At 60.5% G+C, this 25,965-nt stretch carries 21 protein-coding genes; 14 read left to right on the top strand and 7 right to left on the bottom strand.

Going from position 1 to position 25,965, the window contains the following annotated elements; all coding sequences use genetic code 11:
* Nucleotides 1-10 precede the first annotated feature (10 nt).
* Nucleotides 11-1,291, bottom strand: coding sequence for a DUF58 domain-containing protein (locus OP10G_RS08835; protein ID WP_038472853.1), 1,281 nt, complete (start codon nucleotides 1,289-1,291; stop codon nucleotides 11-13).
* 91 nt (nucleotides 1,292-1,382) lie between these two features.
* Between OP10G_RS08835 and OP10G_RS24320 the strand changes: the two genes are divergently transcribed.
* The 5 genes from OP10G_RS24320 (at nucleotide 1,383) to OP10G_RS08810 (ending at nucleotide 6,165) form a co-directional block, all read left to right on the top strand.
* Entirely contained in the window at nucleotides 1,383-2,129 is a 747-nt protein-coding gene (locus tag OP10G_RS24320; RefSeq protein ID WP_158409184.1) for an RDD family protein, read from the top strand.
* Nucleotides 2,130-2,417: 288 nt separating this feature from the next.
* Nucleotides 2,418-3,557, top strand: a complete 1,140-nt coding sequence (gene recF / locus OP10G_RS08825) for a DNA replication/repair protein RecF (protein WP_025226253.1) — start codon at nucleotides 2,418-2,420, stop codon at nucleotides 3,555-3,557.
* On the top strand, nucleotides 3,554-3,964 hold the full coding sequence (locus tag OP10G_RS08820; RefSeq protein WP_025226254.1) for a DciA family protein: 411 nt from the start codon (nucleotides 3,554-3,556) through the stop codon (nucleotides 3,962-3,964). Before recF ends, OP10G_RS08820 begins: the two co-directional genes overlap by 4 nt.
* 235 nt (nucleotides 3,965-4,199) lie before the next feature.
* On the top strand, nucleotides 4,200-5,348 hold the full coding sequence (locus OP10G_RS08815; protein ID WP_158409183.1) for a ComEC/Rec2 family competence protein: 1,149 nt from the start codon (nucleotides 4,200-4,202) through the stop codon (nucleotides 5,346-5,348).
* A complete protein-coding gene (locus tag OP10G_RS08810) occupies nucleotides 5,335-6,165 on the top strand; it encodes a ComEC/Rec2 family competence protein (protein ID WP_025226256.1) in 831 nt (276 codons plus the stop codon). Before OP10G_RS08815 ends, OP10G_RS08810 begins: the two co-directional genes overlap by 14 nt.
* 314 nt (nucleotides 6,166-6,479) lie before the next feature.
* Here OP10G_RS08810 and OP10G_RS08805 read toward each other — a convergent pair whose 3' ends face one another.
* The gene (locus OP10G_RS08805; RefSeq protein WP_227625092.1) at nucleotides 6,480-9,071 is read right to left on the bottom strand and encodes a valine--tRNA ligase; all 2,592 of its coding nucleotides are present in this window, start codon (nucleotides 9,069-9,071) and stop codon (nucleotides 6,480-6,482) included.
* A gap of 87 nt (nucleotides 9,072-9,158) precedes the next feature.
* Here OP10G_RS08805 and OP10G_RS26745 point away from each other — a divergent pair, with 87 nt between their 5' ends.
* Nucleotides 9,159-9,314: a hypothetical protein gene (locus OP10G_RS26745; protein WP_158409182.1), complete on the top strand. Its 156-nt coding sequence runs from the start codon at nucleotides 9,159-9,161 to the stop codon at nucleotides 9,312-9,314.
* 342 nt (nucleotides 9,315-9,656) lie between these two features.
* Here OP10G_RS26745 and OP10G_RS08800 read toward each other — a convergent pair whose 3' ends face one another.
* From OP10G_RS08800 to OP10G_RS08780, 5 genes are all read right to left on the bottom strand, one after another.
* Nucleotides 9,657-10,631: an ABC transporter ATP-binding protein gene (locus OP10G_RS08800; protein WP_025226258.1), complete on the bottom strand. Its 975-nt coding sequence runs from the start codon at nucleotides 10,629-10,631 to the stop codon at nucleotides 9,657-9,659.
* Between the two features lie 42 nt (nucleotides 10,632-10,673).
* Nucleotides 10,674-11,270 carry a DNA-3-methyladenine glycosylase gene (locus tag OP10G_RS08795; protein WP_025226259.1) on the bottom strand — a complete coding sequence of 199 codons (597 nt, stop codon included), beginning with the start codon at nucleotides 11,268-11,270 and terminating at the stop codon, nucleotides 10,674-10,676.
* Nucleotides 11,271-11,277: 7 nt separating this feature from the next.
* Nucleotides 11,278-11,490, bottom strand: coding sequence for a hypothetical protein (locus OP10G_RS08790; protein WP_025226260.1), 213 nt, complete (start codon nucleotides 11,488-11,490; stop codon nucleotides 11,278-11,280).
* Nucleotides 11,491-11,588: 98 nt separating this feature from the next.
* Nucleotides 11,589-11,777 (bottom strand): hypothetical protein, encoded by a 189-nt coding sequence (locus OP10G_RS08785; protein WP_144241067.1) that lies wholly within the window; start codon nucleotides 11,775-11,777, stop codon nucleotides 11,589-11,591.
* Between the two features lie 125 nt (nucleotides 11,778-11,902).
* Nucleotides 11,903-13,189: a C45 family autoproteolytic acyltransferase/hydrolase gene (locus tag OP10G_RS08780; RefSeq protein WP_025226262.1), complete on the bottom strand. Its 1,287-nt coding sequence runs from the start codon at nucleotides 13,187-13,189 to the stop codon at nucleotides 11,903-11,905.
* A 125-nt stretch (nucleotides 13,190-13,314) separates the two neighbouring features.
* Between OP10G_RS08780 and OP10G_RS08775 the strand changes: the two genes are divergently transcribed.
* From OP10G_RS08775 to OP10G_RS08735, 8 genes are all read left to right on the top strand, one after another.
* Nucleotides 13,315-14,790, top strand: coding sequence for an MBOAT family O-acyltransferase (locus OP10G_RS08775; protein WP_025226263.1), 1,476 nt, complete (start codon nucleotides 13,315-13,317; stop codon nucleotides 14,788-14,790).
* Between the two features lie 193 nt (nucleotides 14,791-14,983).
* Nucleotides 14,984-17,320 (top strand): alginate O-acetyltransferase AlgX-related protein, encoded by a 2,337-nt coding sequence (locus OP10G_RS08765; protein ID WP_025226264.1) that lies wholly within the window; start codon nucleotides 14,984-14,986, stop codon nucleotides 17,318-17,320.
* 2 nt (nucleotides 17,321-17,322) lie between these two features.
* A complete protein-coding gene (locus tag OP10G_RS08760) occupies nucleotides 17,323-18,354 on the top strand; it encodes an alginate O-acetyltransferase AlgX-related protein (protein WP_158409181.1) in 1,032 nt (343 codons plus the stop codon).
* 72 nt (nucleotides 18,355-18,426) lie between these two features.
* Nucleotides 18,427-20,145, top strand: a complete 1,719-nt coding sequence (locus OP10G_RS08755) for an acetylxylan esterase family protein (RefSeq protein WP_025226266.1) — start codon at nucleotides 18,427-18,429, stop codon at nucleotides 20,143-20,145.
* A 12-nt stretch (nucleotides 20,146-20,157) separates the two neighbouring features.
* A complete protein-coding gene (locus OP10G_RS08750) occupies nucleotides 20,158-21,840 on the top strand; it encodes a dienelactone hydrolase family protein (RefSeq protein WP_025226267.1) in 1,683 nt (560 codons plus the stop codon).
* Between the two features lie 288 nt (nucleotides 21,841-22,128).
* The gene (locus tag OP10G_RS08745; RefSeq protein ID WP_144241066.1) at nucleotides 22,129-23,070 is read left to right on the top strand and encodes a LamG domain-containing protein; all 942 of its coding nucleotides are present in this window, start codon (nucleotides 22,129-22,131) and stop codon (nucleotides 23,068-23,070) included.
* A gap of 6 nt (nucleotides 23,071-23,076) precedes the next feature.
* Complete coding sequence (locus OP10G_RS08740) at nucleotides 23,077-24,738, top strand: alpha/beta hydrolase family protein (RefSeq protein WP_025226269.1); 1,662 nt, start codon at nucleotides 23,077-23,079, stop codon at nucleotides 24,736-24,738.
* Nucleotides 24,735-25,739, top strand: a complete 1,005-nt coding sequence (locus OP10G_RS08735) for a LamG-like jellyroll fold domain-containing protein (protein WP_025226270.1) — start codon at nucleotides 24,735-24,737, stop codon at nucleotides 25,737-25,739. The genes OP10G_RS08740 and OP10G_RS08735 overlap by 4 nt, the downstream gene beginning before the upstream one ends.
* Nucleotides 25,740-25,965: the final 226 nt, after the last annotated feature.

The raw sequence follows: 25,965 nt of genomic DNA, 5'->3' as shown, positions 1-25,965 counted from the left end.
ACGGGTTGCGTTAAAGGAGGCTCCGCTCCTTGACGAGGAAGTAGTAGCTGACGAGGCTGGCCGCGAGGTCTTGGGGCTCGCTGTCGAGAGTATGGATTCCCGAAGACGAAACGACGGTTCCCGCCGAACGGCGGTCCTCGAGTATCGCCGTCGCCGCCGCTTGGGCGTACATTTGGGTCAGCGTCTCCGGAAGCGGAACGAGCACCTCGTTCACGCGAGGGTCGAGCACCCGCACGAGCAACGCGATGTGTCTCCGCGCCATCGGTCCAAACGCTTGGACCAGCGTCCGAGCCCGGTCCTCGTCTTCGTAGTCCGTGAAGTTGACGAGCAATGCGCGGCGGTTCCAACGAGAAGCCAAGTAAGCGAACGCGCCGGCCGAATCCGATTCGACGGGCTCAGCAATTAGGTCGTGAATCGCTTCGATCACGATACCGACTTGATTTCGACCCTTGCGGGGAGGAATGTAGCGCCTCACCGTGTCGGCGTAAACGAGGAGTCCCACGAAGTCGCCTGCAAGTGCGGCGGCGTTCGTCAGCATGAGGAGCGCGTCGAGCACGTGATCCAGCTTTCGAACCCCGTTCACCTCGCTGAGCATATGCCGCCCGATGTCGATGCAGATAACGACGCACTGGTTTCGCTCTTGCTCGTACTGCTTCACCACGAGCTTCCCGCGGCGCGCGGAAGCTTTCCAGTCGATTTTCCGGTAGTCATCCCCCTCGCCGTACTCGCGTAGCGACTCGAACTCCATGCCGAGTCCTCGGGCGCGGGATCGCCGGATCCCCATATCTTTCAGCCGGCCCCTCTGCTTGAGGAGATCGAATTCGCGTAGCGCAAGGACGTTTGGGTACACCCTTACCGGCTGCTCGGTGGGCAGCTTAACCTCCTTGACGGCCAGGCCGAGCGGGCAATCGACTCTGAGATAGGTGCCGCGGAACGCGTCCGCGCCCCGCTCGGGCGGGGTCAGGTGGTAGACGAGCTCCGCCGCTTGGCCCGGCTTCAGCAACACTCGAAACTCTCGTTTACTGGCAAAAAAAGTTGGCGGCGCCTCGTCCCGCAAAAGGGCCGAAACTTCTTCGTCGCCGTCGTTCTCGACCGTCAGGAGGATCTTATTGGCAGCGCGAACCGAGAGCACGGAATCGAACGTTCGCTTGAGGCGCAACCCCTCTGTCGATGGAGCGAGCCGAGTGGTGACGTAGGCCACGGCGAGGAGGAGCACGTCGTAGACCAAGCCCAGCATGGGCGAACCCGCGGCCGCCGCAATCGCGGCGATCGGGACTCCAATGCCCACCATGAGCCAGAACCTACGCGTCGGTACCATCGACCGGACCTATCTTAGCGTACGGAAGATCAAACCTCATGCGCGCGGAGTGCTATAAATGGCTGTGGATCAAGATCTCGCGATTCTGACGCCGGAGAAGACGATCTTGACGTATCGGTTAGCCGGTCTTGGCAGCCGGGTAGGCGCCCACGTGGTGGACCTCATGCTCTGCGTTGCCGGCATGTCCGGGCTCGGAATTGGGATCGGCTTACTGCTTTCCAATATCGACCAAGGTCTGGCCGTCGGCGTTGTCTTCGCGGTTTTGGGGGCGTTTCCGTTCCTATACTTCATCTTATTCGAGGGCTTGTGGAACGGTCAGACCCTGGGGAAGCGATTTGCCGGCATTCGGGTGAGAATGGCGGACGGTACGCCGATCACGTTCGTGGCGGCCGTGGGACGGAACCTGATGCGGCCCGCGGACATGATTCCAGGACCGTATTTCCTCGGTTTGATCGCGATGTTCACCAATCCCCGCTCGCAGCGGATCGGCGATCAGATCGCGGGCACCGTCGTCTGCTACGAGCGGCGGCCCCATGCGATTTTCGCGGCGGCCCCTCACGTCGTCGGAATCCATCCTTGGGAACCCCAAATCGGCGACCTGCCCGGCATGACCCCGCAGGAGTACGACGCGCTCAAGCGGTTCTGCGACCGCTTCCCCGAGCTGTCGACCGCCACCCAGAACAAGCTAATAGAGGAGGTTTGGCGCCCCCTCGCCGAGCGTAGGAGAGTGCCCGCCATCCCCGACGTCCATCCGCTCTACCTTGCCGAGGCGACGGTCATGAAGTACGGCCGCCAGCACGGGTTGCTGTAGCCGCGGCCTGTCACAATTTAGGCGGTAGAAACCGGTAGGCCGAAATCCCCGTTCGGCGAAAAGTGAACGTGGACGACATGGGGAAAGGTGTGGAAGATCTGAAGCGTGGGGAGAACGCACGTTAAGAACTTAAACATTGGGCCGGTTATCCACTCAGTTTTCCACTTAGGGTTTGTGTAGGTTTTCGCCCCGTTTGAATCTAAAAGTGGCGCAGTCAGCGCTTTCTCTTGAACCCGCGCCAGATGTTTTCCCCAAAACAGCTTCCTATAAGGATAACAACAAGATTAAATGCTAGAAGCGGATTCCATACAGAAGGCGGGGGAAACTCGCATCCGCGAGCTTGGGGTCGCCGAGGTGATCCTGGATGGATTTCGGAATTACGACCACTTACAGTTATCCCTTTCTCCGGGCTTCAATGTCTTGGCTGGACGAAATGCCCAGGGAAAGACGAACTTCCTCGAGGCGCTGTACCTCCTCGCTACCACGCGCTTATTGAGAGGGCAGCGAGATGCGGAAGCAGTGTACGACGGGCGATCCCGCGCGATTGTGGCCGCCGAGATGCTCGAAGGACGGTCTCGCCTCGCAATCACGTTGGAGCGAGGGGTTCGAAAGCGAGCCAGCCTCAATGGACTAAATCTCCCGAGAGCGGCCGACCTTATCGGCCGGCTTCCGTGTGTTTCGATCGGATCGGAAGACATGGCGATCGTCCGCGGCGAGCCGACCGACCGTCGCCTCTTCCTTGATCTGGAGCTGAGCAGCCTCTACCCCGGCTACCTCAGGCATTTAACGCTGTACAAACGCGCCTTAGAGCAGCGGAACGCCTTGTTGCGGGATGCCAGAGAGAATGCGGTGCCGGCGGCCCTGTACGAGCCTTGGGAGGCCCAGTTGGCCGAACACGGAGCTGCCTTGCGCGTTTATCGCCGAAACTTCGTCGACCGCCTTGCTCCGACGACCGAGACGACTCATGCTCGGATGGGATCCGGGGAGAAAATCCGCGTCGCATACGCCGCCAAGGACGAAACCGCGGACTCAAACGCCCTTGCCGACGCGCTGGCCGCCACCAGAATGGCCGACGTTGCCCGAGGAGGCACCAGCTGCGGCCCGCACCGGGACGATATGACCGTCGAGATCGAGGGGCGTGAAGGACGCCTGTACGGCTCGCAGGGGCAGCAGCGCACGTCGGTGATCGCAGTGAAGATCGCCACGTTGGAAGTGGCTCGGCAGGAATTGGGAGTTCCCCCTTTATTGCTTCTCGACGACATTCTTTCCGACCTCGACGAGCGCCGTCGCGCGCTTTTGGTCGAAGTCGTCCTGGAAAATGCTGGACAGGCGGTGCTGACCTGCACCGAGGCGGACTCTGCGGGTGCACGCATTTTGGAGCAGGCCCGGGTGTTCGAGGTGGTCTCAGGTACGGTAAATCCGTTATGAGGCGTGCCGCCCAGGCCCTTCCAAAAGCGATCGGACGTGACGAAGTGTTGCGCACCGCCCGGGCGCAAAAGATCCTTCGCGAGTGGCCGGACGTCGTTGGAGAAGCGCTCGCCTCGCGCTCCTATCCCGATCGATATGGACAAGGGACCGTATGGGTTGCCGTATCCGGATCCGCTTGGGCGCAGGAGCTGCGGATGCGGAAAGATACGATCCTCCAACGCCTCCGGGAGCGCGCCGGCGACCCCGCCCTGTTCCTGGATGTGAGGTTCGGCGTTCGTCCGCTGCCACCTGCCTTTGAGACGGAAATCCCCCCCGCGGAAACCGGTGAGGAATTGCCTAAAGACACCGAGCTCTCGATCCGCGACATCGCGGAGCGCCGCCTTCGGCAAATGCGGGACCGATCGTAAACGATCGCGTTATTATGTTACGGCTGTGCGCGACATGCTGGGCCGCCGTCCTCTGCTCGTCCTTGGGGCGGGCCTGGTGGTTGGTCTTACCGCCCTTGCCCATCCGATAAACTTGCTCTTTTCGCTCGTTTTTTTGGCGTGGGCAGAGTCGAAAAACGCCAGGATTTGGTTAGGAATCGGATTAATCTTTGGCCTGATCCTGGCCCCTCCTGACTTGAATTCTATTTTCGAGCGTATGCCGGTTCACGGATCCGCAACCGTCGTCGGTATTCCGAAAGTAGGCGAATATGGAACCACGGTGAACATGGAGCTAGCAGGTCGCACGTGGCGGGCGACATTGGCCGATTGTCCCACGGTAGGTTTAGGCGACCGTATCGAGGTCGATGGGGTCGGCCTTCCTCTCCGGGAGGGGAGCGAGCGATTCCTCCTTCTCCACGGAGTCACTGGCCGGTTGCAGGTTCGGGAAGCCCACCTCTTGGAGCCGGGTCCCCGGCTGTGGCAGTACGCCGCAAGTTGGCGACACTCCTTCTCGGATCTTACGGCGAAATGGCTTCCCCCAGAATCTGCCGCCCTTACCCAGGCCCTCTGCTTTGACCTGAACGGCGAGCTTGATCCGAAGACGACGGACCGGCTTCGGCAAACCGGCACGATCCATGTCGTTTCGGCGTCCGGTTTGCACGTCTTCCTAATCGCCGCATCACTCATGGGCCTGCTCTCGCTCCTTCCCATTCCTCGGGGCGCCCAGGTTCTCCTGGTCGGGCTCCTGCTGACGATGTATGCTGGCGCCACCGGCCTTAGTCCACCCGTGGTACGAGCGGTGTTGATGTCCATTGTCGGATTATCGGCTTACTTGTTTCGCCGAGAACGGGACGCCCTTTCGGCGCTCGCTTTCGCGGGGGTGATCTATCTGCTCTGGCAGCCGCGGCAGGTTTACGATCCGGGGTTTCAGCTCTCGTTCGTGACGGTCGGCGCGATGGCGCTGTTTCTTCATCGCCGGCCGAAGCGACACCTCGCGCGGGAGAAGCTGGAGGAGGCGCTTTGGGTTTCGTGGGTGGCGTTCCTGGCCAGTACGCCCCTGGTTGCGTATCACTTTGGCGGTGTTTCCTTGTCGGCATTACCGGCAAACCTGCTCGTCGCCCTCCCGGTTTCCGTCGCCGTAATCTCCGCCTTCTTGGCCCAGATCCTTGGCTGGATTCTCCCCGCGCTCGGGGTCGGCATCTTGTCCTGCGTGACCGGACCCATGTCCGGCGCGGTTTTGTGGCTCGTGGAACACCTTTCCGGGCCAGGTTGGTACTTCGAAGTGCCTGGTTTTTCCGCCTATCTGCTCCCCTTGTTCTACGGCCTGCTCCTTCTGACCTGGAGGCAACGAATTGTCCACCCTTAAGTGGTCGCTTGGCGCGTCGACCTGCATCGTCGCGGGCTTCTGCTTGGGATGGATTTCCCCGGAGCCAACCCGCATCACGTTCCTCTCCGTGGGCCAGGGCGACTGCGCGGTCATGCAGGCTTCGGGGCGCACCATCTTAGTCGACGCCGGGCCGGTAACTCCTCACTTCGACGCCGGCGAGCGGATCGTGCTGCCCAAACTGCGGGAGCTGGGAGTTCATCGAGTCGACCTTATTCTTCTTTCCCATCCCGATATGGACCACGTCGGCGGAACGCCGGCACTGCTTCGCCGCTTTCCCGATGCCACCGTCGCGATGTCCGCCGTGTTTCGACGCGACCCCGAGATGGAAAAGCGCCTCCAAACCTGGGGAATGCCGGCCAGCAGGATCACCTGGCTCGGGCCGGAATCGATGGGAAGGCTTGGGACCCTAACTCTTCGCCTCTCCTGCCCGCCCCGGGGAGCCGAGGCGAACGACGGTTCCATGTTCGTCCGGATCGGCTCTGGCCCGGCGGAGGCTGTTCTATCCGGCGACGCGCCGGAGCCGGTGGAAACCCGCGAGTCGACGATCGGCGACTGGAGCGCCCAGGTGATGAAGGCCGGCCACCATGGTAGCCATACCGCCTCCGGGACCACCTGGCTGCACACGGTGCACCCGAAGTGGGTTGTCGTAAGCTGCGGCCGAGACAACTCCTACGGCCACCCCCACAGCGACACCCTCGAAAGAATCACCGCCGCCGGCGCCCAAATCGCCCGCACCGACCGGGAGGGCGACATCAGCTTCGAGTGGCGGGGCGAGGAACTTGTGCGAGTCCCCTGAGGCTTTGGCGTCACACATATGGCCGCACCGGCGTTAAGCTAAAGTGGCACGGGCGGCTCGCCCCTGTACGAGGCGTACACCTAGGCCCGACCCCGATAGAGATCACTAAGAACGTAGCCGCGGGTCGAAGACCCGGGGATAAAACGCCCACGCATCCTAACTCCGAAGGCGGTCGAAGAGCCTCCTGGCTTCCTCACTTAGAGTGTGAAAGAACCGCTTCGAGCACTACAAGTGATATATACATAACATGTATGACACACAAAGGGTGAATCTTTGCGATCGCAAGGATTCACCTCGGCGTTGGGGGCAGCCGACTAAGCAAAGAGGGCTCGACGCTCGCGCAGGCGCGCAAGGGCGGCTTGATGTTCGTCCAAGTTAGCCCGAAGCTTCTCGATCGCCTCCGGCTTGGCTCGCTCGATGAACTGCGGGTTCAGGAGTTGCGCTTCCAGCTTCGTTACCTCCGCCTCTCGCTTCGCGACCTCTCGGTCGATCGTCCCGAGCAGCTTCTCCACGTCCACCAAGCCGGTGATCGGCAAGTGGACGTCGATTCCCGCGGCGGCGGCGGAGACGAAGCGCTCGCCCTCCGGCGGCCGTCCACGTCGCAGCTCCTCGACCCACGCCTGTGAAGCCAAGACCTGCTCGGCGCCGCCGAGATCCCCCTCGTAATAAGCCACCGGGACCGGCTTCATTGCCGCAAGGTCGAGCCCCGCCCGAAGGGCGCGTAAAGTGCGAGTCGCCTCGAACACCCGCTCGATCGTCGCTTCCGCCTCCGGTTGCCGGAACGAATCCGGCAAGACCGGCCACGGAGCCGACATGAGGAATGGCGCCTTATCACCGATCGGCAGGTGAGAGTACAGCTCCTCCGTCAGGTGCGGCATCACCGGATGCAGCATCTTGAGGAACGCGTCGAACGCCTGTAGCAGCACCCATTGCGGGGTCTGCCTTTGCGTCTCGTCGTTCAGGCGCGGCTTGCTGACTTCGATATACCAGTCGCAAACGTCCCCCCAGAAGAAGCGATAAAGCGCCTGGCATGCCCCTTGTTCGTCGTAGCCATCGTACGCGGCCCGCACTTCGGCTTCGGTCTGGCTCAAGCGAGACAGCAGCCACTGGTCTACTGGCTCCAGGTTGGAGGGCTCCTGAGGCGTCTGGTCGACGTTCATTAGGACAAACCGCGTGGCATTCCAGATCTTATTGGCGAAGTTACGCGCTTCTTCCGTCTTGCGCTCGGAATATCGTAAGTCCTGGTTCTCGCCGGTCTGGCTCAGCAACGTGTATCGCAGGGCGTCCGCCCCGAGCGTGTTGATGATCTCCATCGGGTCGATTCCGGTTCCGAGAGACTTGCTCATCCGCCGGCCGTCTTCCCGGAGAACGGTGGCGTAGATCACGACGTCGCTAAACGGCTTCTCGCCGGTCAGGTCGTACCCCATCATCATCATGCGGGCCACCCACAGGTTAATGATGTTGCGGTCGGTCACCAGCGTGCTGGTGGGATAGAACCGTTTCAGATCCGCCGTGTTCTCTGGCCAACCAAGCGTCGCGAACGGCCATAGGCCGGACGAGAACCAGGTGTCGAGCACATCGTCGTCCTGCCGCACGAGCGGCTTGTCGCCCGCCTTTCGCTGGGCATCTTCTTGGTTAAGGCCGGCAAACGCTTCCCCTTCCGCGGTGTACCAAACCGGGATTCGGTGCCCCCACCAGAGCTGCCGCGAGATGCACCACTCGCGAATGTTTTCCATCCAGGCGAGGAAGATCGCCTCGTACCGCTCGGGGTGGAATTTCACTTCGCCCCGCTTCACGGCGTCGATCACCGGCTCCGCCAGCTTCGGCTGATCGCAGAACCACTGCTCGGACAGGAGCGGTTCGATCACTTCCTTAGAGCGATCCGAAATCACGACGGCGATCTCATGATCGTCGATTTTCTCCAGGAAGCCGCCCGCCTCGAGGTCGGCCACGATCGCCTTACGCGCCTCGTTTCGGTCCATCCCGAAGTACGGACCTTCCATGGAGATGTGCGCCGTCTCATCGAGGATGACCGGCATCGGCAGGTTGTGTCGTACGCCAACCTGGTAGTCGTTGGCGTCGTGGGCCGGCGTGATCTTCACCGCTCCGGTTCCGAAGGCGGGGTCGGGATACATATCCGCCACCAGTGGAATCTCGCGATTCACCAACGGAAGGATCAACGTTTTGCCCACGAGCCCCTCATATCGCTTATCGCTGGGATGCACCGCCACCGCCACGTCGGCCAGCATCGTCTCCGGGCGCGTCGTTGCGATGACCACGTGGCCGCTGCCGTCCGCGAACGGATAGCGGACGTGGTACAGCTTCCCTCGGATCACCTGGCGTTCGGTTTCGATGTCGGAAACCGAGGTCTTGAGCTTCGGATCCCAGTTCACAACGCGCTTGCCTCGGAAAATGAGACCCCGCTCAAACCAGTCGACAAACACCTTGAGCACGGCGTCGTGATAGGCCGGATCGAGGGTGAAGCGCGAACGGCTCCAGTCGAACGCGCACCCGAGAGCCCGGAACTGGTTGAGAATGGTGTCGCCCGACTCCTTCCGCCACTCCCAAACGCGCTCCACGAACTTCTCGCGTCCGATGTGGGCGGCGCTCGAACCTTCTTTCCTCAGTTGCTTGTCGACCACCGACTGGGTCGCGATGCCCGCATGATCCTGTCCCGGCAAGATGAGGACGCTGTCGCCGCGCATGCGACGGTATCGCCCCAGCAGGTCCTGCAGCGGATAACACAGAGCGTGCCCCATATGCAGCGAACCGGTGATGTTCGGCGGGGGAATTGTGATCGTGTAGACCGGCTTCGAGGAATCCGGATCGGGCTGAAAAAGGCCCGCGGCCTCCCAGCGCTCATACCACTTGGCTTCGGTCGATGACGCGTCATAGCGCGTCGGCATATTGCTCAAGTCCATTACTGTCTCCTTCACCGGTCCATGTCGCGGACTGGTTCAGAGATTGTACACGAGGCGTCTTATACTATAGGTATGAGCTATCGGATCGAGGTCGAAACCCAAGTCGGTCAAGACGGCATGGTCCACGTCGACATCCCGGATGTGGAACCGGGACAGGGAGTCAGAGTGGTGGTAGAAGACACGCCGATCGCGGCCGGCCAGGAAAGGGTTAGTGGAAATCCTCCCTAATTTCGACGATCCGATCCCTTGCCTGGAATGACTTGCTAGAGCGTGACCTCCGAGGCTGCCCCCCACTGCCCGTTTGCTGCTCAGGTTCCGAGCCGACTCTCAGTGTTCGAGCTGCCACGAATAAACGGAACTATCAGCTCCAATAACCACGGCCTCGTAAGCCCCGCCAGCCTCATTCAAACTCGGAAATTTGCTTTGTGTGGTTTGCCCGTAGCCCGTAGCTTTAGCCGCGGTTCTAGGTTCCTCCGGGGATAAATCCCCGGGCTACGGGCAACCTAAAGCTGTGAATCTCACGATGACCTCCAGTTACGTCAACTGTTTCACGTGGAACAACTTGCGAAGTCACTTCCGCTCGAAAAGATCGCGGATGACTTCTTCGATATCCACCGATTCGATCGACAAGTCGCTTACCGGAAGCGACTCTAGCAACCCCGCCGTGGCGCGCGCCGTCTCCGCGCGGGGGACCTCCACGACCGCCCCTTCCTCCGAGCGCTCCACCACCCGCCCGAACCGGACAAGATCCATCTCCTGAACTGGGGTCGAAAAAGCGAGCCGAATCCGCCGCGAATCCGAAAACCTCTCGCTCAAATCCTCCAAAGTCCCCTCGTACACCACCGAGCCGTGATCGATCACCACCACCCGGTCGCAGAGCTCCTGCACATCCTGCATGTAGTGGCTTGTCAGTAAGAAAGTACCGCCTTCCTCCTGGTGAAGCTGTTTTAAAAACTCCCGTATGCGCTTCTGGCTCACCACGTCCAAACCCAAGGTCGGCTCGTCTAAGAAGATCACCTTGGGCGCATAGAGTAGTGCCGCAACAAGCTCGCATTTCATCCGCTCTCCAAGGGAGAGTTTGCGTACTTGCGTATTGACCTTATCGGAAATCTGCAGCGCCTCCACCAGGTGGTCCACTCGCCGCTTAAAGTCCGCTTCGCTCACCTCGTAGAGCTCCTTCAGAACGACGAAGGAGTCCCACGCCGGCAGGTCCCACCAAAGTTGCTGCTTGTTGCCCATCACCAGCGAGATCTGCCGGAGCATCTCCGGATTCCGATCGCTTGGCGTGTAGCCCAAAACTCGCGCCTCCCCGGAGGTGGGATAGAGGATGCCGCTCAGCATCTTCAGAGTTGTGGTCTTCCCGGCCCCGTTTGGTCCGAGAAAGCCGACCAGCTCCCCCTGCTCGATCGAAAGGTCCACCCCCTTCACGGCTTCAACCTCGACCTTCTCGCGAGTAACCAGCCCTTTGATCGAGCCCATGATCCCCGGCGCCTTTTTGTGCGAGACGTAAGTCTTCCGCAGGTCGCGAGTCTCGATTGCCGGCATGGCAGGCAGATTACCGCCGACGATGTCTTTCCCCGAAACCCCTTAGGAAACGGACGGGCGAGGGCGGGACACCCAGCGGAGACGGTCGGCCTCTATGAACCGCCACGGCACGTCGTGCCACTTACCGGTGGCAAGGCCGATTCGCGGGCCGGTGATCACCTTTGCCACCGGCTCCGGAGCGGCTTCGATATGGAGCTCTCCCGCAAGATCGAGAAGGTCCACCCCGTTGACCGCTTGCGTGATTCCGAACCCCTTGCAGAGCTTTCCCGGACCATTCAGCAGCTCCTCATCCGCCACCCCCGGCCGATTTATCCGCATCTGCTCGATTCCTTCGATCGGCTCCGCCGCCCGCACCAGGATCCCGGCGGCATCTCCACTCCGATGGGCCGAGATATTCAGCATCCAGTGGACCCCGTAATTCAGATAGATATATGCGTGCCCCGGCTCGCCGAACAGAACCATGTTCTTCATCGAGCTCTTGCGATAGGCATGACAGGCCGGATCGTCTTCGCCTCGATACGCCTCCGTTTCCACAATCCTCGCCCGCATCGGCCCATAAACGAGCGTGGAACCGAGAAGGGCGGGTGCGGCCGCCACTACGTCTTGCCTAAGAAGATCGCGTAGCTGTTCCTGGGTCATTCCCAGATTATCGCCAGCCCGGCCGATCCGAATCGACGCCCTTCGGAGGCCGTGGCGTGCGGAGGGACAGAAGCAGGAGGAATATGCCGGGGACCACGCCCAGGACCGCCGCGGCCGGCTGAGCCAGACCGCACACGATGCCGCTTAGCAGGAACACACAACCAAGACCAAACAGATCTTGCCGCTTCATCCCCGCCAACTCGTGCAGAAAGCCACCCACATTCTATTGGAACACTGGGCGTTGCAAAGAGTTCGGACGAAAGGCCCCATGGCCTAGAGACGGCTCTCCACATATCCAAGCAAGCGGGCGAGGAAATGCTACTTACGCTCGGTTCCGGGGCCGCCTTGAACGCGGAGCATGCGATTGGCGGAGTCCCGTTTGACCTTTTCAGAGTCGGTCAGCGGACCGGCGGCTTCGGCGAGGGTAGAGCGACGACGGTCTAGTACCTCTCGGATTGCGGCGGAACGATTTCGCCACTGCCGACGGCACATCTCCTCTAGATTCATAGGTCCATTGTCCATCGCTTTTTGGGTAAATCGGACCTTCGGGCCGATTTGTCTAGGCGGTGCAAACACCATACGGTAATTGTCGCAGGGTGCGCGAGTCACGGATTTTGGGGACCTGAAACGTTTTACTTCACCAAAATCCAGGGCTGCGACTTGATGTCGTGGAGAAAACCGCCCTTGGAGGCGAAGTGCTTTTCCGACCCGTCGGAAACTCCCATCCGGGCCCAGAAGCTTTGTTTCGAAAGCAAGCCGCCATCAGCGACCTTGGTATTGGTCGCGCCTCCGAATTCTCCCTTTCCGCAGAGCGTGTTGTCGTTTCCACCTTTCTTACCGGTCGTCTGGTCGTAGGTGTCGGCGAGAAACGCCTTGCCCAATTCGGCGTCGATCTTGCCTCGATTTTCGGTGAGAAGAGTGTTCCATCGGAGACGGCGTGCCTCGCAACCGTTGCTCTTCGGATCCGCATCCCAACCTCCCGGAATCTCCTGGGCGATCAGCTTTGGGTTCTCGGGGAAGTTTGAGCCAACGTAGTAGCCGTCCGCCGTAGTGGCCAGGTTAACATTCTTGAGGCCCAGCTCCAGCTTGCCGATCGTGTTCGCGTTCAGGTCGACGATGAGCCACGTGTTGGCGTAACCGCCGTTATTGCCGGTCTTGAAGATTCGGGCGACGTCGTCCAGCGATTTTGAATATTGGATCGCCTTGCGCATTCGCACGAACTCGGGAATTCCACTCGGATCGAAGCCGGCAAAGCCGGAGATCGTCGTCTCGCAGAATCCGATTCCCGCCGCGTTGATCGCGTAGTCGGTGCCGCTGTGGATCATCCCGCAGAAGGCGTCCATCTTAAACGGCTCTCCCTTTTCCGGCTGGATGTCAAGGATAACGTTGGCGCGCTCACCCATAAGGTAGCTCCACCACAGGTTATGGCCCAAGACCGGCCTGCCGTCTTTGGTGTAGCTGCCGGTGGCCACGAACGCGCTGCATGATTCTTTGGCGCCGCTCTGGCGAACACCCGTCTCCTTCTCGCGAAGCGTGGGAATGTAGTAGCCGCCGATCTCGATATTGGCGTTGTAGGCCAGCACATCCCAGACGTCGATGTTGTAGCCCTTTGCCTTGAGCCCTTCGGCTTGCCCCTCCATCTCCTGCTGATATTCCGGATCGACCTTGCTCCAAAACAGCTTCTTGGCCGTGACGCGGTACCAATCCCAGTCGTACTTGCCCGAAATCTCCGACCGTTGAGCCCGCTGCGCATCGTCGATCTCGGCGGCGAGCAGCGTTCCGTACTGGTAGCCGATGTCCCTCGGCTTCCCCTTCAAATGGAGCTGAATCCAGCCGGCGCCGTCTTCGCGGGACGCTCCCACGAGACGTGGATCCATCGAAGGATTGGAGAGCAAGAAGGAGGCCAGCAGAGTCAGCATAGGGAATTTTCTATCATACGGCGATTTTTCGATATAACGTTTCAACTCTCCTACGCGCAAGATTTGAGAGCCGATTCAAATGCCGGGTTCCGGCGGGTAGTTTTACCGGAGCGTTCGCGCGATCGATGGTCTTTAGTTCGCAGCTGTTCCTGTTCTACTTCTTCCCGTTCGCGTTGCTTGTTTACTACGCGCTCGCGAAGGCGCCTCAACGCGCCAAAAACCTTTGCCTGGCGATCCTAGGCTACATCTTCTACGGATGGGCTAATCCTAAGTTCATCTTCCTCATGTTCGGAACGACGTTCCTGGACTGGATGATGAGCATCGTCATCGCCTACGGCTCTTGGCGTTTTTGGAAAGACTGGAAACCCAGGATAGAAGCCCCGCTTCCACCCGGCGAGCGAACAAAGGTCCAGCGCTCGGCATTGGTTCTGTCGATCGTCTCCAACCTGGTCGTCCTCGGGTTCTTCAAGTACTTCAACTTCTTCTTGGAGAGCTATAACGGCGCGGTAGCCGACGTCGGCATGGCTCACCTGCAGTGGGACACCTACTTCCGGGTGATCCTGCCGCTCGGCATCAGCTTCTATACGTTCCAGTCGCTCAGCTACATCATCGACGTCTACCGCGGCGATGCGAAGGCGATGCGGAACTTCATCGACTTCTCCTGCTTTGTGTCGATGTTCCCGCATCTGGTAGCGGGCCCGATCCTGAAGTTCTCCTTCCTCGCCGACCAGCTCGAAGGGCGGCGGCTGACGATGGAGAAATTCGCCCGGGGCGCGGCGTTCTTCATGCTGGGCATGGGAAAGAAGGTGTTGATCGCCAACCCGTGCGGCAAGGTCGCCGATCTCACTTTCAACGCCCACTCGGTCAGCGTATTCGACTCGTGGTTTGGGGCGATTAACTACGCCTTTCAAATCTTCCTCGACTTCAGCGCCTACTCCGACATGGCGATCGGTCTTGGCTTGATGTTTGGGTTCGTCTTTGCCCGGAATTTCGATGCCCCCTACCGGTCGACCTCGGTCACCGAGTTCTGGCGGCGTTGGCACATTTCCCTTTCCACGTGGCTCCGGGAGTACCTCTATATTCCGCTGGGCGGCAACCGAAAGGGAAAGACTCGGAACTACATCAACCTCTTCCTCACCATGCTGCTCGGCGGCCTCTGGCACGGAGCCTCGTGGAACTTCATCATCTGGGGCGCTCTCCACGGAACGGCCCTCGCTGTCGAGCGCGGACTGCCTAAGGAGAGCTTTTATTGGAAGCTCCCGGCGCTCGTACGTGGCGGGGCGACGTTCTTAGTGGTGCTCATCGGATGGGTCTTCTTCCGCGCAAGCGACCTTCCAAAGGCGACCAGCTACCTTGCGACGATGTTCGGCTTCGGTGAGAAAACTGCGAGCGCCACGATCACCACGGGGCTGCTCTACAAGCCGTACTACTTGCTCGCCGGGCTCGTGGCGACGATCTTGGTGTGGTTCCTGCCCGACGCGTGGGAATGGACCCAGGTGCTCACCAAACGCAAGGCGTTCGCCTGCGCCGCCGTCTTCGTGCTAGCCATCGTCATCCTGGTCACCCAGGAGTACAACCCGTTCATCTACTTCATCTTTTAGCCATGCAAACCAACCCTTCCGGAGCCCCCTCCTCGTCGCATGACCAGGCCGGATTTGACCTCGACACTCAATTTGCGATGAGGAGGGGGTTGGGGGTGGAGAATGAGAGTCTATTGGTCACCGCCACCAAGGCTCGCCGGCTCTCTGATAAGAGCGGCGGCAAGCCACCGCACTCGATAGGGGAGGGAAAGGGATGAGCGATCAAGTCGAAGTAAAGACGAAGCGCCACCATATCACTCGCGAAGAAGAGGCGGACCGCGACTTAAACGGGACCACCTTCTCCCCCGGCGCCAAGGCCGCCGTGGTGATCGGTTTCCTGGGGATCGTATTTGGCGTCGATATCGCCCAACACGTCGTGGAGCTTCGCCAGGGACGCACGCCGAAGATCTACCAAGCGGTGAACCTGCTGCCGACGAAACAACAGATTGCCACCGCCAAAACGCCGAAGGACTATTGGAGCCTGATCCCCTCCACCGAGAGCATCGAGTCGTTCGAAACGGAGCTCAAGCAGTCTTCGATCCTCACCCAGGCGCTGCTCTCGCCCACTCAAGGGGTGCTCACGGGCGTCTTCGGAGTCGGTAATGAGAAGGCTTACTGTGGCCAGCCTGGATGGCTTTTCTACCGGCCGGACGTGGAATATCTCACGGCCGACGGATTCCTAAAGCCATCCTTCCTCAAAGCCCGTTCGCACGGGGCGAAGGAGATTCAGCCGGACCCGGTCAAGGGGATTCTCGATTTCAACAAGCAGCTCGCGGCGAGGAACATCAAGCTCATCGTCGTTCCGATGCCAACGAAGCCGATGATCCACCCGGAGATACTGGTCGGCCCCAAAGCCGAGGGCGCGACGCTTCAGAATCCTTCGTTCGGCGCATTCAAATCGGCGCTGGCGCAGGCTGGGGTGGAGGTGTACGACCCTACGCCGGAGCTGCTCGCGCGCAAGGCCCAAGGGAAGCAGTATCTCGAGACCGATACCCACTGGACGCCGGAGGCGATGGACGACGTATCGGCGAAGGTGGCGGATCTCATCCAGGCGCGCGTCTCGCTACCCCCGCTGGGAATGCCGGCGGCCACACTAAAGCCGATTCAGATCAGCGCCCTGGGAGATATCGCGGAGATGCTGAAACTACCGAAGGGGCAGCAGATCTACCGGCCGCAAACGGTGACGACCCAACAGGTCTTGCTGAATGACGTCCCTTGGGCGCCAAGCCACGGTGCGGACGTGCTGCTGCTCGGCGACAGCTTTGTCAACATCTTCTCCCTCGAGGGAATGAATTGGGGGACCGCATCCGGATTCGCCGAGCATCTCGGCTATCACCTCGGCCGGCCGATCGATAAGATCGCGGTTAATGCTGGTGGCTCCTTTGCCTCGCGTCAAGACCTGGCCCGCCAGATGTATCGCGAGGACCGGCTTGCAGGGAAGAAGGTCGTCATCTACGAGTTTTCGATGCGTGACCTGTCGCAAGGCGACTGGAAGATCATTCCGCTCCCCAAACCGCCGAAGCCGGACCACGTTGCCCCGCCGCCTACCGTCGTCCCCGTCAAGCAAACGCCGATCAAGATCTTGGGCGTCGTGCCCCCGGCGTTCGATCCCACCAAGGGAGAAACCGCCGAGGTGCGCCTCACGGTGCCGAAGGGGGACTGGCGCGCCGTCGTCGTCGACGCGGCTGGTAACCCGGTCGTAAAGCTTGGCGAAGGCAAGGCGGAGAAGGATGGCGACGCCCAGGCGACCTGGGACGGCAAAGGCCCCGATAACAAGCCGGTCAAACCTGGCGAGTATCGGTTCAATATCTCCGGCCATGGCGAGGATGGAAAGCCGGTCGAGCCAGCTACCGCCTCGGTTACCGTCGGCGGTACGGCTAACCCGAGTGGGCAGCTCGAGGGAATCGCCGCCGTTCCGGCCACCATCGATCCGGCGAAGGGAGAGAAGACTCAAGGCGCATTCCGTCTGCCCGCCCCCGGCAAATTCAAAGCCGACGTCCTCGGAGCGAACCGAAAGGTGGTGCGCTCCCTTCCTGCCGTTCAAGGCGCACCCGGAACCGTCAATGTCCCCTGGGATGGTAAAGACGCCGGGGGCAAGGTGGTGGCGCCTGGCGTCTACACCCTCCGACTTCGGGACGATAAGGGAGAAAGCGGGGTCGTCTCCGTCACCGTGACTGGGGCGAAGGCCGTGTCGCCCCCCAAGACGAGCGGCACAAAACCGGCCGTCTCCGAGGAGATCGTGGTTCAGGCGCGAATCGCCGCGCGAGCCCCCTCGCCCAAACCCGGTGCTTACAAAGACTGCGTCATTGCGCTTCAACTCGCAGATATCAAAGCGGTGAGTGGGAAGATCGGTAACGGGAACATGGTCGTGTACGTCTGGGGGATGCAGAACAATACGGTTGTCGACGCCGCTTACGGCGTAGGACAGACGGTGACGCTCAAGCTGACCCCTTGGAGCAAAGTGGAAGGGAAGTACGGCGGATTTAACCGCTTGGAGCTCGAAGGGGACGCCTGGTTTAGTTGGCCCGTTTTTTGGGGAGAGAAGAAATGAAGATGAATGGAAAGAGATTCGGACTCGGCGTCACCCTGACGCTCGCGGTAGGAATGGCCTTCGGCCAGGGAGCTCAGGGGATTCGCGACGCCCTGGCGGCGAAGGCTGAGCAGGCGGGCAAGGCAAACGCGCTAGCGGTGGCCGGGACCGACGGTTGGCTATTTTTCGTTCCAGAGCTGCGCTACCTAACGGCGGGGGAGTTCTGGGGGCCGAACGCCGCCAAGGTGAGCCACGCCACGTCGGCTGCCGCCGCCGACCCGTTGCCCGCAATTCTCGACTTCAAGGCGCAGTGCGCAAAAGCCGGAGTCGATCTGCTGATCGTCCCGGTGCCCGCGAAAGCCGCGATCTACTCCGACATGCTCGTCGGCGGTAAAGCTCCGAACTCGAGCACGCGCATCGACAGTGCCCAAGCCGCATTCCTTGCCAAGTTAACGGCAAGCGGAATCAAGACGCTCGACCTCACTCCGATCTTCCAGACCTATCGAAAGAACCATCCGAGTGACCTCCTGTACGCCAAGACCGACACCCACTGGTCCGGAAACGGAATCGCCGTCGCCGCGGACGCGATCGCCGCGCAGATCAAAGGCCAGCCCTGGTACAAGGGGGTGGCAAAGAGCAAGTTCACCCCGACCCTGAAGACGATCACCGTCAGTACCGGCGACCTCGCGGGGATGATCTCCGGCGCCAAGCCCGGACCGGAAAAGATCCGCCTCACCGTCGTAAAGAAAGGATCGGCGTCCGTCGCTTCGGACCGTAAGAGCCCACTCGTTCTGCTGGGGGACAGCCACAATCTGATCTTTTCGACCGGCGGCGACATGCTTGCCGAAAATGCCGGCTTCCCCGAAAATCTCGCTTTGCGGATCGGATTTGCGCCGGACGTGGTCGCGGTGATGGGTTCGGGAGCGACTCCGGCACGCATCAACCTTGCGCGCAGAGGCGATAATCTTGCGGGTAAGAAGATGATCGTTTGGGTCTTCTCCTCTCGTGAATTCACGGAGGGCCAGGGCTGGAGAAAGGTCCCGGTCGTTCGATAGCGCTAAGCGGCAGGGTGCGATCGTCGTCATCGCACCCTGCCGCGTGCGTGAGTCCAACCTGAGTTGTTAAATATGAATTTCTGCCGTTTCTTTTGCTGCTCCGCTGCCTTGGCCGGTCTAACCCTCGTCGCCACCGCGGCGAGTGGTCATCGCTTGGGGCATTGGGGCGGCAAACCGGCGCAGGCTACGGCCAAGATCGGCATATTCGACCTCGCCGCCCTACGAGCGGTGCCGCTCGACCCGGAGGTGATCAAGCGGACGGAGTCCGCGGGCGTTATCACCGAGTACGTGCGATTTACCTCCGTCCCCGGCGTACGCGTGCTTACCGTGCTCACCTACCCTAGCAAAGCCAAGGCGTTGCCGGGAATCTTGTTTGCCCAACGGTTCGGCGCGATCGAACGTCCGGCGGACGCGAAGTCTGGGTTCGTCGGGATCTCCGTCGCCCCTCCGGTCGGCAACGACGACCCGAAGCGAATGGATTCGGTCGGCGGGCCGAAATATAGCATCCAAGCCAGCTACCGCCAGCTTTTCAACCGCGACCCCCAGCAGAGCTACCTCTACCACCATGTCGTGGCTCTCGTTCGGGCGATGGATTACCTGGAGACCCGGCCCGAGATCAATCTCGCCAAGACCAGCGTTATGGGTCAGGACTGGACCGGAATGGTCGTCTCCCTGATGCACGCCCTGGATAACCGGCCCGGCGGCTACTTCGTGTGGCAGGGAGCCGGCTTCTACGCCGACGCGGACGGTAATTCCGGCGACCTCCCTTCGCGAATCAGCCGCGAGGCGTACGAGATGTACGGACCTGGCGAATACGCCCAGTACGGCACTCAGCCGATTTTTGTGGCGAGTCCGCTCAACAGCGATCTCTCCCAGCTCGACGCGACGATCGAGTTCGTCAAGAACCTGAAGTCGCCGAAGGTACTCGCCTACGCCCCGAACCGGCAAGAGGTCCAAACCAAGCGGAACGAATTCAATGGGTCCGGCATGTGGCAAACCTACTTTATGAACCGCGGAAAAGATGCGCCGAGCATCGGAAGCGGGGCGGTTTCCGCGGTCAACGGAAAGGTCCGCTACTCCTGCACCGCCGACGGCCAGACTAGCGCTTACCTGTTGGTGAGCTACGGAAAGCCGGGGAATTGGACCGGTCGCAACTGGCATCGAATTCCGATGAAGGCGAACGGCGCGGTCGTATCGGCCGACGTGCCGATTTACGACGCGAAAGTTCCGTTCTACGCCATCGCTCAAATCGGCACCCGAGCTTACGGTGACCGGGGGAATGTACCGATTTTTGTGGAACCGGCCAAGCTCGGAGTGACGTCCTCCAACGCGACCTATCCGCATGAGATCTTCACCGGCTCCGCGGACGATGAGATCTACCTGGCGACCTACGGTTACTACGACAAGGGTTTGCTCTTCGATCAACCCGGTCCGGCCGGTATGAAAGCCGCCACCGTTCCCGTCTACTGGGATGGCATGGTCCGGATCAAGAACGTCGAGCCGGCGTTTTGGCGGGGCGCAACCGAGGTCGTCGTGTGGCTAAAGGGCCAGGGCCAGAAACTCAAGGCTCCGTTAAACGCCTATCTAGCGTATGAAAGCCAAAACTCGCTCGATCGGGATCAAGTGAACTTCACTCCCGTGACCTTGTTGAAGATAGGAGACACTTTCCCCGCCACTTGGAAGCAGTATCGCATCCCCTTAAAAGGGGTCGCAAACCTTCCCGCCGTGGACAGTATCTTCTTCGATACCGACTTCAAACCTCTACAAATCGCCGGTCTGAGCTGGCGCTAAGCAATCCGAAACATGGCACGCCACTTACCGCTCTTCGCCCTTCTTGCTGCCCTCCCCGCCCTTGGCGTCGCCGAGACGGCCGGGATCAAGCGGGACAAAATCGGCATTTACGACCTCGCCGCCATCCACGCGATCGATCTCAAGCCGGAGACGATCTCAAAAACGGAAGAGAACGGCATCGTATTCGAGAAGGTCCGCTTCTCGTCGGTCGACAATGTCCGCGTTTTCGCCATCCTCAGCTACAAGAAGGGAGCGACCAAGCTGCCGGGCCTGATGGTCGTGGACCGATTCCGCGCCTTTCCCAAGAAGGTCGAGGCGACGAACAATTACTTCGCGATCTCCGTGGCTCCGCCGGATGGGAACCAGGACCCGGCCCAAGACCGGTCGGTCGGCGGCCCCCGCTATCAGCAGCCGTTCAGTCTCGACGACCAGTTCCGCGACAATCCTAAGCAGAGCTACGTTTACCAGCATACGGTCGCCCTGCTCCGCGCGCTCGACTATTTGGAGACCCGCCCCGAAGTCGATCTGAACAAGACGGTGGTGACCGGCTATAGCTGGCCAGGATTGATGGTAGCGACGCTTCACGGACTCGACGACCGTCCCGCCGCCTACGTCCTCTGGCACGGCCTCGGTTACTACGCCGACGAAAACAACCAATCGGGCGGTCAGCCGGCCCTCTTCACCCGCAAGCAGTACGAGATGTACGGCGCCGGCACCTACGCCGCCACCGGGACGAAGCCGATCTACGTGGGCGTCTCGCTGGACGACTATTTCACCAAGCTCGACTCCGTCATGGAGGTTTACAACAACCTCAAGTGCGAAAAGGCGTTTGCCTACGCCCCAAACCGGCACCACTCCTGGACATCGAGGCTAGAGTTCGATAGCAACGGACCGACCTGGCAGACCCACTGGCAATTCGGAGATCCGAAGCCGCCCACGATTTCCGAGGGAACCGCGAAAGCGGAAGACGGCAAGCTCGTCTACACCGCAACCGTGGACTCCAAAGTTCCCCTGCAATGGAGCGAGGTGCTCGTGAGCTACGGCAAGCCCGGCAATTGGATGTCTCGCACCTGGCACTCCATCCCCCTCGTCAAGAGCGGCGACGCCTATCGCGCGGAGATTCCGGTCTACGACCCCGCAGTTCCCATGTACCTAATCGGGCAGATCGGGACCGAGAAGAACCACGCGATCGGCAACAGGCCCCAATTTATCACCCCGTCCTCGCTTGGCATTACGGCGGCGAACGCGCCGTATCCGAACGTTTTGTTCGACCCCTCTCTGAAAAGCGACCTCTACCTGCGAACCGGCGACGTGACTTGGCCGTCTGATCGCTCCGACAGTGGCGACAACAAAGGATCCGTTATTTGGAAACCGAACGACGGCTCCACGGTGCTTTTCAACAACATCGAGCCGTCGCTGTGGAAGGGTGCGAAGGAGCTTCACATCTGGTTGAAGGGCGACGGCAAAGCCGGCCCTCTCAACGCGTACCTCGCCTACGACGCCAACTACTTCCTGGACAAGGACGTGAAAAACTACACCGTCTTCCCCCTCGTAGCCGATGGCGCCACGATGTCCAACGGCTGGAAGGAATACACGATCCCCCTCGACAAAGCCGCCAACCTCGACCGAGTCGGCTCCCTCTATCTAGAACCAGGCAATCACACCCTGCAGGTCGGCACCATAAGCTGGAAATGAGTTGAATGTCATGGAGTTAAGTTGTAGGCATACTCTCCGGAGCCCCCTCTCCCTCCTCGGGATGCATGTGCCCGACGAGGGAGAGGGGGTTGGGGGTGAGGGAGTCCGGTCCGGTGACGTTTGGCGGATCGCCGCTCTCCAGAGCGGCCCTCTCAGACGCGCCGACAAAAGAAGAAAGGCATCACCCACGAGCACCCTCCCCCTCTCCCGAGGGAGAGGCGATCGTCGAAGAGCTCCTTCTACCAGGACGAATCTGGCGGGTAATCCCGGAGTTAGAGGGTCCAACTGATGCTGTTACTACCTCTTCTGTTGACCGTAATCGCCCAACGGAATCCAATATGGCCGGCGGTGACTGGATGGTCAAAAATGGTAACCCAGCAGGACCTCCGTGCCGCCGGGCTGAAGAACCCGAAGCGTTATCACTATTACTATCTTTCGATTCCTATGGGCCTCCCCGACGCGCCTCGAACGGCTGAGTTTGTCTTGAAACCCAAGGGTGATGGTGAGTTGCTGAACGTCGGTACGGCCCTCCTTTTCATACGTGACGGGACCGTGTTACTAAACCAAGCTGCACGGCTGGAAGGTTCTAAACCAGCTCCGGGAGAGGCGCTCGATGTGGCGGTTGTTTCTAAGGGTTCCGAGTACACACTTTTCCTGGATGGCAAGCTGTTCAGCGTCCTCCACGACCGGGACGTACGCCAGAAGTCAACCGGCAAGGGCCACGCGGGCGGCGTAACCATAGGCTGCCCCCAGATGGCCGACGGTGGAATCTTGGGTCTAGCGACCTACAAGCGCACCCTGTCCGCCACGGAAATCGCCAAGAACGCCGCTGCCGCTAAGCAATTTTTCCAGCCGCCGACGGAGCTCGCCGACACCAAAACCGTCACTCTGGACCTGAAACTGACCAGTTTCACCCCCGTTCCCGACCCGAAGCTCATCAAACCGTACCGAAACGCCCTCCTCGCCCACGAGTACACCGTCGTGTCGCTCGTATCGGGTCACCGAAAGGGGTTGAAACCGGGATCGAAGGTGCGCGTCTTTCGGTACGGCGTGTGGGACGGACAGAAGACGGCGATCGACAATTTAAAAACCGGTGACTCCGCAAGGATCACCGTCGAGCTTTTGTCCGCCGATCCAAGGCTTGAGCGAGAATATCAGCTCGATACCCTCGACACCGACGTCTCGGCGGCGTATTACGTAGAGGTACCCGGAAGCGGGAAGAATCCCTAAAACCCCATGCCCATTCCTCTTTTGCTTGGACTTGCCCTTGCCGCCCTGCCTGCCCCGCAGGCGCCGATTTACGACGCCCCCGTGATCAAGATCTTCGATCTTCAGAAGATCCACTCGGTCCCCCTCGACGCTCAGGTGATGAAGCGCACCGAAGCGAATGGAGTCGTGACCGAGGAGATTCGGTACACGGCGATGCCCGGCATCCGAGCCTTCGCTTATATGAGCTATCCCGCGGGGGCCAAAAACCTGGCCACCAACGTACAGGTTCTCAATTCGCGAGCCGAATCGCGCCGGGGAGAAGCCGAAGTCGGCTTCGTCGGATTCTGCGCCGCGGCTCCGTCGGGCAACACGGACCCGAACAAGCAGGACACGGTGGGCGGCGCCAAGCCGACCGAAACGTTCATGGCCGATCCTCAGAAGGATTGGATCTACCAACACGTGGTCATCCAGCTTCGCGCCCTCGATTACCTTGCCACGCGTCCCGAAGTCGACATGAAGCGTGTCGTCGTAAGCGGCTTCTCCTGGTCCGGCTTTGTGGTCGCCCTCATGCACGCGCTGGATAACCGGCCCGCCTGCTATGTCACGTGGAATAGCACCGGCTACTACGCCGACGAGAAAGGGTTCTCCGGGATCCGAGGCGCAGACGACAAGTCGCTCATCACCCGCGAGCAATACCTAAACTACTGTCCGTCCGCTTATGCGCAATGGGGCACTCAGCCGATTTTTGTCAGCAACGCCCTGACCGATTACTTCGCGACCCTCGACGGCGCGATCATCATGTTCAAGAATTTGAAGTCGCCCAAGCGGTTTGTCTGGGCGCCAAATCGTTACCACGCGGATACCGCGCGGCACGAGTACATGAGCAGCGGTCCCTATATGTGGCAATGGCAGGGGAACGGTCCAAAAACGCCCACCGTCAATCAGGGCGCGTTCGAGGTCAAGGACGGCAAGCTTCTCTACAAGTACTACATCGAAGGTTCGGAGAATCCCACCCGCGCCGAAGTGATGTACAGCTACGGCAATCCCGGCCACTGGATCGGAAGAACCTGGCATCGGATTCCGGCGGTACTCGATCCCAAGCAAGGATACGTCGCGGAAATCCCCGTGTACGATCCGGATGTTCCGGTTTACGTTCTGGGCCAGATCGAAACGAAGTCGTTCAAAGCTTCGGGGAACTGCCCGGATCTCTACATCCCGAAGGCGGGAGGGATCACGGCTCCCAACGCGACCTACCCGACGATGCTCATGGACTTTGAGGATCGCGATGACCTGTACTTCGGCCGCGGCATTCCTGAGTTCGTCGGTAAGGCGGCGCAGGGTCAATACTGCGCGTCGGTCGAGCCGTTCGAAGACGGAACCGTCCACCTTCTGAACATCGAGCCGTTCCTTTGGAAAGATGCCAAGGAGCTCCACTTCTTCTTGAAAGGAGATGGCAAGCCGGGACCGCTAACGCTTTATCTCGTTCGTAACTCGCAGTACGCCTTGAACAAGGACGATAAATCGAGCTACTCCGCGATATCGATCGTGGGGCCGACCGAGACTTTCGCGGAAGGTTGGCATGAATATGCGATTCCGCTCGACAAAGTTAGGGACCTTAAACGGGTCGACAGCCTGTGGTTCGACTGCCCAGGCCGCAATTTAGTTATCGACGGAGTTCAATTGAAATGACGAAGCTGTTCTTGCTGATCGCGGCCGTGGCCGCCCAAACCGGAACCCCGACCAGCGTCAAGGTTCCGCTGAAGATCGACGGGACGACGCTGGCAAAGAGCGATTACGTGGCCACTGGAAACGTCTCCGCCCGCGCGGATGCGATCGTGCTCGACGGCGGCCATATCGAACTCTCCGCCGCTCGGCAGAAATCGTTCGATTCCCAGCTCACAAAGCCCACCTCCCTCATCCTAACGTTAGCCGACCTTTCCACTTCGAACACTGGCGCCATGACGCTCGGGCAGCTCCACCTGATGCGCACCGACAATATCTGGTTCCTCGTGAACCAGTCGGACGGACAGTGGCGGCAGACGGAGATCGGCCAAGTGACCGACGCCGCCCCGCTCAAGCTCGCCTTCGTCTTTGACGGCAAGAAGGCTGACCTGTATCGGGACGGGAAGCCGGTCGGCTCCACGCCCTACGAGCCCAAGGGGGCTCAAAAGCTCGTCCTCGGTTCAACCGCCGACGACAAGGGACCCTGGAAAGGCGAGATCCGCGAATTTGAAATTCTCACCAAGGGGTTAAAACCGGAAGAGGTCGCCCTCCGTGCCAATCCGAAGCCGGTTCAACCCAGCTCCGAAACCCCCACCTCGGCCCAAGCCGAGACGAAGAGCACGACGGTCGAAGCCGAGCTCGTCGGTGTCACCGCCGTTCCCGCGCCGGACACGATCAAGCCGTACGTGGACGCGCTCATCGTAGACGAGTACAAAGTGGTCTCCGTGACCTCCGGTCATATCCGCAACGCCGATGCCGGCAAATCGATCCGCGTCGCCCACTGGGGCATCGTCGCCGGCAAGAAGACCGCCGTGGCCGACTACGCGAAAGGGGACAAGCGAACCTTGATTCTCGAGAAGTTCGCCGACCATCCTGCGGTCGAGCACCAATACACGATCAACGATCTCCCCGACGACTTCGCCATGCCATACCTCCTCGACGTCACCACCAAACGAGCCGGAAAGTAATCGAAGCCCCCAACCCCCTCCTCCGGAAACCGCCACATTGTATTGGCCCTGGTTAGCGACGGCTAACGATCGAAGGTTCGGACGATGGCTCGTCCCAATCCAGCCTCGAAGGCGGCATCCGCCAGCCCAGGGCGTAAGCCTAATACCGTTTAGTTAAAGTGGCACGGGCGGCTCGCCCGTGGGTATCTCGGGCGGCCCGCCCGAGTAGAAGCCTCCCGTTCATCCA

It is taken from the genome of Fimbriimonas ginsengisoli Gsoil 348 (assembly GCF_000724625.1).
In the GTDB taxonomy this organism is placed as follows: domain Bacteria; phylum Armatimonadota; class Fimbriimonadia; order Fimbriimonadales; family Fimbriimonadaceae; genus Fimbriimonas; species Fimbriimonas ginsengisoli.
Note: the sequence above shows the minus strand (reverse complement) of the source record. Positions and strands in the feature narration are given on the sequence as shown.

Excerpts from the sequence above, each read along its gene's own strand:
- OP10G_RS08835 (WP_038472853.1), bottom strand. The coding sequence starts at position 1,291 with ATGGTGGGCATTGGAGTCCCGATCGCCGCGATTGCGGCGGCCGCGGGT.
- recF (WP_025226253.1), top strand. The coding sequence starts at position 2,418 with ATGCTAGAAGCGGATTCCATACAGAAGGCGGGGGAAACTCGCATCCGC.
- OP10G_RS08820 (WP_025226254.1), top strand. The coding sequence starts at position 3,554 with ATGAGGCGTGCCGCCCAGGCCCTTCCAAAAGCGATCGGACGTGACGAA.
- OP10G_RS08815 (WP_158409183.1), top strand. The coding sequence starts at position 4,200 with ATGCCGGTTCACGGATCCGCAACCGTCGTCGGTATTCCGAAAGTAGGC.
- OP10G_RS08805 (WP_227625092.1), bottom strand. The coding sequence starts at position 9,071 with ATGCCGACGCGCTATGACGCGTCATCGACCGAAGCCAAGTGGTATGAG.
- OP10G_RS26745 (WP_158409182.1), top strand. The coding sequence starts at position 9,159 with ATGAGCTATCGGATCGAGGTCGAAACCCAAGTCGGTCAAGACGGCATG.
- OP10G_RS08800 (WP_025226258.1), bottom strand. The coding sequence starts at position 10,631 with ATGCCGGCAATCGAGACTCGCGACCTGCGGAAGACTTACGTCTCGCAC.
- OP10G_RS08795 (WP_025226259.1), bottom strand. The coding sequence starts at position 11,270 with ATGACCCAGGAACAGCTACGCGATCTTCTTAGGCAAGACGTAGTGGCG.
- OP10G_RS08785 (WP_144241067.1), bottom strand. The coding sequence starts at position 11,777 with ATGAATCTAGAGGAGATGTGCCGTCGGCAGTGGCGAAATCGTTCCGCC.
- OP10G_RS08780 (WP_025226262.1), bottom strand. The coding sequence starts at position 13,189 with ATGCTGACTCTGCTGGCCTCCTTCTTGCTCTCCAATCCTTCGATGGAT.
- OP10G_RS08775 (WP_025226263.1), top strand. The coding sequence starts at position 13,315 with ATGGTCTTTAGTTCGCAGCTGTTCCTGTTCTACTTCTTCCCGTTCGCG.
- OP10G_RS08765 (WP_025226264.1), top strand. The coding sequence starts at position 14,984 with ATGAGCGATCAAGTCGAAGTAAAGACGAAGCGCCACCATATCACTCGC.
- OP10G_RS08760 (WP_158409181.1), top strand. The coding sequence starts at position 17,323 with ATGAATGGAAAGAGATTCGGACTCGGCGTCACCCTGACGCTCGCGGTA.
- OP10G_RS08755 (WP_025226266.1), top strand. The coding sequence starts at position 18,427 with ATGAATTTCTGCCGTTTCTTTTGCTGCTCCGCTGCCTTGGCCGGTCTA.
- OP10G_RS08750 (WP_025226267.1), top strand. The coding sequence starts at position 20,158 with ATGGCACGCCACTTACCGCTCTTCGCCCTTCTTGCTGCCCTCCCCGCC.
- OP10G_RS08745 (WP_144241066.1), top strand. The coding sequence starts at position 22,129 with ATGCTGTTACTACCTCTTCTGTTGACCGTAATCGCCCAACGGAATCCA.
- OP10G_RS08740 (WP_025226269.1), top strand. The coding sequence starts at position 23,077 with ATGCCCATTCCTCTTTTGCTTGGACTTGCCCTTGCCGCCCTGCCTGCC.
- OP10G_RS08735 (WP_025226270.1), top strand. The coding sequence starts at position 24,735 with ATGACGAAGCTGTTCTTGCTGATCGCGGCCGTGGCCGCCCAAACCGGA.